6 protein-coding genes and 2 pseudogenes are annotated in these 6879 nt (G+C 72.0%); 3 read left to right on the forward strand and 5 right to left on the reverse strand.

From position 1 onward, the window contains the following. Positions 1-656: response regulator transcription factor (locus AC0CYZ_RS19785; RefSeq protein ID WP_472218429.1), on the reverse strand; the 656-nt coding region annotated here is incomplete at its 3' end. 203 nt (positions 657-859) lie between these two features. Here AC0CYZ_RS19785 and AC0CYZ_RS19790 point away from each other — a divergent pair. From AC0CYZ_RS19790 to AC0CYZ_RS19800, 3 genes are all read left to right on the forward strand, one after another. Then, on the forward strand, positions 860-1474 hold the full coding sequence (locus AC0CYZ_RS19790) for a phosphatase PAP2 family protein (RefSeq protein ID WP_472218431.1): 615 nt from the start codon (positions 860-862) through the stop codon (positions 1472-1474). Continuing rightward, the gene (locus AC0CYZ_RS19795; protein ID WP_472218433.1) at positions 1471-2124 is read left to right on the forward strand and encodes a DedA family protein; all 654 of its coding nucleotides are present in this window, start codon (positions 1471-1473) and stop codon (positions 2122-2124) included. Before AC0CYZ_RS19790 ends, AC0CYZ_RS19795 begins: the two co-directional genes overlap by 4 nt. Positions 2125-2471: 347 nt before the next feature. Next, a complete protein-coding gene (locus AC0CYZ_RS19800) occupies positions 2472-2762 on the forward strand; it encodes a hypothetical protein (protein ID WP_472218435.1) in 291 nt (96 codons plus the stop codon). Positions 2763-2777: 15 nt separating this feature from the next. On the opposite strand, the pseudogene AC0CYZ_RS19805 reads toward AC0CYZ_RS19800, so the two are convergent. The 4 genes and pseudogenes from AC0CYZ_RS19805 to AC0CYZ_RS19820 all read right to left on the reverse strand — a co-directional run. Continuing rightward, positions 2778-3512 (reverse strand): annotated as a pseudogene (locus tag AC0CYZ_RS19805) (ABC transporter permease). A 66-nt stretch (positions 3513-3578) separates the two neighbouring features. Continuing rightward, positions 3579-4589 carry a DMT family transporter gene (locus AC0CYZ_RS19810; RefSeq protein WP_472218437.1) on the reverse strand — a complete coding sequence of 337 codons (1011 nt, stop codon included), beginning with the start codon at positions 4587-4589 and terminating at the stop codon, positions 3579-3581. Continuing rightward, positions 4502-5686, reverse strand: coding sequence for an MGDG synthase family glycosyltransferase (locus tag AC0CYZ_RS19815; RefSeq protein WP_472218439.1), 1185 nt, complete (start codon positions 5684-5686; stop codon positions 4502-4504). The genes AC0CYZ_RS19810 and AC0CYZ_RS19815 overlap by 88 nt, the downstream gene beginning before the upstream one ends. A gap of 49 nt (positions 5687-5735) precedes the next feature. Further along, positions 5736-6260 (reverse strand): annotated as a pseudogene (locus AC0CYZ_RS19820) (polysaccharide deacetylase family protein); the annotation flags it as partial. Between the last annotated feature and the right edge of the window lie 619 nt (positions 6261-6879).

Genomic DNA, 6879 nt, shown 5'->3' on the forward strand with positions numbered 1-6879 from the left:
CGGTAGCCGGCGCCCCGCACGGTCTCGAGCAGGTCGCTGCCGTACGGCTTGTCGATCTTGCGACGGAGATAGGACACGTACTGGTCGACGACGTTCGAGACTCCGTCGTACGCGAAGTCCCACACGTGTTCGAGGATCATCGTGCGTGACAGCACGCGGTCGGGATGGCGCAGGAAGAGCTCAAGGAGCGAGAACTCCTTGGTGGAGAGCGTCAGCTCGTCCTCCCCGCGCCAGGCCCGCCTGCTGGCCGGATCGAGGACCAGTTCCCCGACCCGCAGCACCGTCGGGCGGTCCACGCCCCCGCGTCGGATGAGCGCGCGCACCCGGGCGGCGAGCTCGCCGAAGCTGAACGGCTTGGCCAGGTAGTCGTCGGCGCCGACGTCCAACCCGCGGATACGGTCGTCGACGGCGGCGCGGGCGGTCAGCATGAGGATGGGCGACCAGCGGCCGGATTCCCGGAGCCGTCGGCACACCTCGAAGCCGTCGGTGCCGGGCAGCATCACGTCGAGCACGATCGCGTCGTAGACGAACTCCTGGGCCTGCCACAACCCGTCCGTGCCGTTGGTCGCGACGTCGACGGCGTAGCCGTCCTCCTCCAGACCCCGGCGGATCAGCGCGGCCATCCGCACCTCGTCCTCGACCACCAGGACCCGCATGGGACGAACGGTAAGGCGAGGTCTATGTGAAGCCGATGAGGACTCCTTCTGTGGCGAGCCCCGAACGTGTCGGTCTCGTGCTCTCATCGGTCTGACATCGACGGGCGCGCACATTCACCGCTATGTCCTCGTCGACGCTTCGTCCGGTGGCCCCAGCGCCGCCCCGGGCGCCACGCGGTGCCGCTCAGCTCCTGCTGGTCTGCGTGATCGTTGCCGTGGGGGCCTTCGAGGCGATGTGGTTTGGAATCGTCACCGATACCGGCCTGGCCGTCGCCGACCCGGCTGTGATCGCCTGGGTCGTTACTCATCGCACTCCGGGCCTGGTCGCGGCTGCCCGGACGGTCAGCGCCGTCGGCGCCCCGGTGGTCGCGGTGACCGCGATCGCGATGGTGGTCGGCTGGTCGGTGTGGCGCTCACGCTGGCGGGTCGCCGCTCTCGGGGCGGCCGGGATCGGTGTGCTGATCCTCGCCGACGTGGGGATGAAGACCGCGGTCGCGCGGGCTCGGCCGGCGGTCGCCTGGCAGGGGGTGTCCGCCCAGGGGTACGCGTTCCCCTCGGGCCATGCACTGCTCTCGGCCGGGGTGCTCCTGCTGCTCGCCTGGCTGGTCCACCGCCACGAACTGTTCCCGATCGGCAAACGCACGCGCGTTGCGCTCGGCGTGCTGAGTGGCTGCTTCGTCGCCGCGGTCGGTGCGTCCCGGGTGGTGCTCGCGGTGCACTTCCCCTCGGACGTGTTCGCCGGGTGGTCCCTGGCCGTCTTCGTCGTCGCCGTCCTCGGGTTTGTCGACACCACCTGGATGCGGCAGGTGGCGACGTGAGCGTCGACCCGGTCGCCGTCCTGTCTGCAGTGCGGGGTCCGTGGCTGTACGTCGTCGTGGGTGTCGGCGCGCTCCTAGAGTCCGCCGCGTTCATCGGCCTCGTCGTGCCCGGGGAGACCCTGATGCTGCTCGCGGGAGTGGTCGCGGCCCTGGGGGGTGTGCACCTGTTCGGCGTCATGGCCGTCGGCGCGGTAGGCGCCGTCCTGGGCGACCAATTGGGTTACCAACTCGGTCAGGCCTTCGGATCGGCCTTGAGGCGGGGACACATCGGCGGGCGCGCCACTGCCCGGCGCTGGGTCCGCGCCGAGGAACTGGTCGCCCGGCACGGCGGGCTGGCGGTCTTCGTCGCCCGCTGGATCGGGGTGCTCCGGGCCGTCGTCCCGGCGGCGGCGGGCGCCGCCGCGCAGCCTCGCCGGACGTTCACGGCCTGGAACGCGGTCGGGGGGACGCTCTGGGCGATCTCCATAGTGGGCGTGGGGTACCTCGCTGGAGCTTCCTGGCCGGTTGTCGCGCGCCGGCTCGGCGTGGGCTCCGTCGTCCTCGCCGTGGTGCTCGCGGGAGCAGTGGTCCTCGTGTTGGTGCTCAGGGCGTGGCGGCAGCATCACTCCTCTGACCGGCCCGACGGGGTGGACGTTCGCGACCCGACCTGACGGTCATCCGCGCCTACCTCTGGACACTCGACGGGCCACCGGCGGGCGGCTTGGCCGGGCGGCACCTCGCGGACGACGTCCCTCGAACAATGGGTGGTCGATGGCTGCCTCCAGCTCACCGTCGTTTGCGTAGCTCAACGCGGTCCACCCGTGCGACCGTACGGCCCAACGACGGCGAGGTGGCTTACCGTGCTCGGGGGTCTCCTGCCCCTTGAGCGAGGGTGCACGTCGAAGGTCAGCTCCGGGACGTTCATCGGCCGCACATCGACGGTCGACCATCATCGGGTGATGCGTTTGATCTCCGTGTCCGGTCCGAGCCGGGCCAGCGTGCTCGTTGGGTGGCTCCGGTGACCGCCTCCGTCGCCGCTTCGCTGCTGCTCGTCCTCGTCGGAGTCGCGTTCCTGTGCGCGGCGACTCTCGCGTGGTGGCGGCTGCGAGCTGACCCCTCCTCGCGGGTCCTGCACATCACCGGCGTGGTTATCGACGTGCTCGTCGGGCTCGCGGCCCTCGCCGACGGCGTCGTGAGCGTCATCGCCGAGCCAGAGCGTGTCGTCGTCTGGTCGATCGGGTCCGTGGCCCTGGCCGTCTCGCTGGTCCTGCTGGTCATGCGGCACCGTCAGACAGACCTGCACCACTGATCCTCAACACAGGGCTCAGTCGCGGCGCGCCCCCGTCGTCGCGCGCACAAGCCTGCCGCGGGCGACGAGCTCGAGAACGAAGGCGACGGCGACGGTCTCGGCGGCGAGCAGCCCGATCAGGACGAGGATCTGTGCGGCCGCGGCCTGAACCGGGTTGCCGCCGCCGATGAGGACGCCGACGAAGGCGCCGGGCAGCGTGACGAGTCCGACCGACCGGGTCTGGTCCATCGGCGGCACAGCGCCTGGGTCGCCGCAGGCCGGCACACAATCATCGCTGCATCGCGACGGCGTCCGCCGAGGGCGAGGGCGCCCTCGTACTGGTCGCGCTGGGCCTCGAGGTCGTCGAGGTCGTCGAGGTCGTCGAGGGCTCGCCGGCCGCTCAGCGACGTGGCGGTCATCGACCCGCCGATGACGATGCCGGCGACGGGGACGACCGCGATGCCGGTGAGGGGCACGGCGCCGCTGACGAGGACGAGGGCGAGGACCGGTAGCACTCCCGCGACGATCGCCGCCGCGGCGAGCAAGCCGCTGCGGTCGCGGGTCATCCGACGGGTCGAGGTGAGCGAGGCGACGCCGAGCATCACCAGGACGAACGCCACGGTCAGCCACCACGAGCGGACGACAGCCACGATGATCGTGGCGACCACGGCCAGCTGGAGCACCAGCGCGCACCGACGCCGTCAGCAGGGCTCGGGAGATCCCGAACCGCCCCAGGAGCGACGCGGCCACTGCGATGCCGACGAGCGCCAGTAGGGCGACCGCGAGACCCCGAGGGTGACCGACGCGCCTTTCATCCGCCCGCCCACGATGTGCGTGTCACGAGACGGCGCGTCGCCCGACTGAGGTCATCGCGTGAGTCGACGCCGCGTCATGTTCAGGGCTCCGACGCGGATCGGGCGATCCGGCTCCCGAGTGTCCGAGCCCAATGCCGATCACGACCGCGACGGCCGCGGCGAGGGCGGCCGCCAGCGAGAGCGGGGTCGCGACGACACGCTCCCCGAACCACGCGAGACCGGCGAGTAGGCCCACCACGGGGTCGATCACCACGATCACCGAGACCGCCGTGGCGACCGAGCGGGCCCGTTGCAGGGCGTGCTGGCTCAGCAGCACCGAGAGCGGCCCGACCACGACCGCGGTCCACAGGGCGGGATGCGCGAGGGGCACGGCCCATCCTGAGGCCAGCTCGCCGCCCACGGTCTTGAGCGCCACGGCAGTGACGCCATAACCCAGACCGGTCGCGGCCGCGAGCGCCGTGCCGGTTGCAGCCGTCGCCCGCGCCCGCCATGCGGCGCCTGCCGAGACGGCCAGCGTCGCCCCGGCAAGGACGAGCATGGAGGTCGGCGACGGGGTCACGGTGACAGTGGTGGTCGTGGGCGACAGCGCGATCAGGACGACCGCGAGCCCGACCGCGGTGAGGACCATGCCGGTCGCGCGGCGTGCGGTAGGGCGCCGCCGTAGCAGGACCGACTCCATGAGTGCGGTGATCACGATGCTGGTCACCATCGTCGTTTGCACGACGATCAGGGACCCGATCGCCAACGCCAGGAACTGCAGGCCGAGCCCCGCGACCGTGCCGAGGGTCCCCGCCCACCACCAGCGGCTTCGCACCAGCGTCGACACCAGCCCCCCGGCCCTACGTTCAGCACCCGGCCCACTCATCCCGCGTCGCTGAGCGACGGTGGCGCTGCCGAGCAGGGTCGCCGCAGAGAGGGCGCACGACACGGCCGGGAAAGACCCGCTCACTGGGCCCTGCCCGGAAGTGGAGCGGTGTGCCGCGCCATCAGGACGCCCGCGACGACCGCGGCCGGATCGGCGCCTTGGGGCCACCAGGTGCGGTGTCGATGCGTGGGCTTGCCGATGACGTCCTCGACCGTCGCGGCGAGCTCGCGGGCGTCGTGGGGCCACGGCGCGATTCCGGCCCCGGCGAGGACCTCGGCGTTGGCGCGGCCGTGGCCGGGAATGGGTAGGTAAGTGATCGCGGGGAGGCCGGCGGCCAGCGCCTCGGTCAGCGAGAGGCCGCCGGCGTTGTGGACCAGCACGTCGGAGGCGGCCATGAGGTCACTGACGTCGTTACGCCAGCCCAAGGCAGCCACCCGTGCGTCACGTCCGAGCCGCCCCCGTAGCCTGGCGTTTCGTCCGCACAGAACAACCACGTGCAGGCGCGGGTGGGCGAGGAGATCCCGCACCATGCGCGGGATCGCTCCCATGCCCAACGAGCCGGCACTGATGAGCGCCACCGGCGCGGCGCGGTGGAGGCCAAGTTCGTCGCGCACCGCCTCCCGCGAGCGTCCGGCCTGAACGAAGCCAGGCGCGCAGAGCGGGCCGGTGGCCCGGGCTGCGACCCCGTAACGGCGCGCATCGAGGGCGGTGGCGGTGGTGACCGTTAGGTGGTGGTCGACCGCGGGGTGGCACCAGGTCGCGTGGGCGGCCGGGTCGGTTAGGTAGGTCATCGCCGGCACCGCGACCCGCCCTTGCTCGCGGAGGGCACCGAGCGTCTGGCCGGCCAGCGGGTAGGTGGTCACCACGACGTCTGCGTCCCGGGACCACCGCTCGACCTCGGGCTCCGCCCAGCGGCACACGGTCTCGGCCGTGCGACGGAGAACGCCGTCGTGCTCGAGCCCCTGGAAGACCGAATCGAACAGCGCCGGGGCGTACTGGACCGTCGGCTGGTAGAGGTCCCGCAGGACCTCGCGGGCGAGGGGGGGCAGCGCGTCGAGGTAGTCTCTGACCTCCACCGGCACTCCACGCGCTGTCAGCCGCCGGGCGAGCTCCCGCGCCGCGCCCTCGTGGCCCTGCCCGACGGTCGCGCTCAGCACGAGCACCCGACCCGCCGGCGTTCCGGTAGTGGGCGGCGTCGTGTCACGTCGCCGGGAGCCGGCGAGCGGGACGAGGCGGTGCAGCGACGCGTCGTGGTCGGACGCAATCGACAGGGACACGATGAGGACCTCCGAGGTGCCCGACGGGCGGGCGGGATCAGTGGGAACTGTCCCCAGGGTTGCCGCGTATAACGAGGCGACGCCGCGTGCCGGGTCGGAGCTGGGTAAGAGCTGGGCCGTGCTCGGCGAGGGGTCCGACTCGCAGGCCGGCTTGCGTCCAGGTTCGGATCAGCCCGGGTAGCGCGTGGGCTGCGGCCCACCACGAGCCGGGTGCCGAACACGTGTTCGCGTCGTGGAGGAGCACCGTGCCTCCGCCCTGTTGGGGGCGGAGCACGGCTCGGCGGACCGAGTCTGGGGAGGCGGTCCTGGTCCGGTCCCGCCCCCACGCCGTCCAGAGCACGAGGGTCATGCCCAGCTCCCGAGCTGCGCTTATCGCGACCGTCGACGCGACGCCGTAGGGCGGGCGGTACCAGCGTGGCGTGCTCCCCGAGACATCGCCGACGAGGCCGTGGGCTCGGCGGAGGTCCTCCCGGACCTCACGGGGACCGCGGCGGACGAGCTGGCGGTGGTGCCAGCCGTGTACGGCGAGCTCGTGGCCCCGGGCGGCCATCTGGGCCCGAGCCGCGGGTCCCGCGCCAGCGAGGAACCGAGCAGGAAGAAGGTGGCGCGGACGTCGTGCACCTCGAGGAAGCGTGGGGTGGACAGGTGGTGGGGCCGTCGTCGAAGGTCAGTGCCACCACGTGGTCGGGGTCGCCCGACCGGCGTAGCGAGGGAGCAGGGCCCGCCGTACCGGTCCGATCGCCCCGACGGCCGGCCCGGCGTGAGCCAGGGCAGCCAGGGTCGCGGTGGCTCCCACAAGGGCGGCTCCGCCGAGGCGGCGAGGTGGTCGAGACACGAACCGCACGGTGCTCGACGGAAGGTGTGAGGCCGATGAGCGGATCAAGCGCGGCCGGCCTCGGCCGTCGCCAGCCGGGCGATTCGGCGGTGCGACATCGGGGTCGCCTCGCACGATGAGAGTGGCCGCCAACATTGGGGTGTCCGGTCCGGGAAACCACCGTTCTCATTCCGGTGACACCGTCGGGTATGCCGGGAGAGCATCGCGGTGTCACATGTTCTTCTCACGGGTGATTCGGATGCTTCGCGGCCATGTCATCCCAGCATGCGGCGGCCTCGCCGCGCACGTTGCTCAACAAGGTGCCGGAAGTCACCGTCTGGTTCTGGCTGATCAAGGTCCTGTGCAC

This window comes from Actinomycetospora sp. (assembly GCF_055612215.1).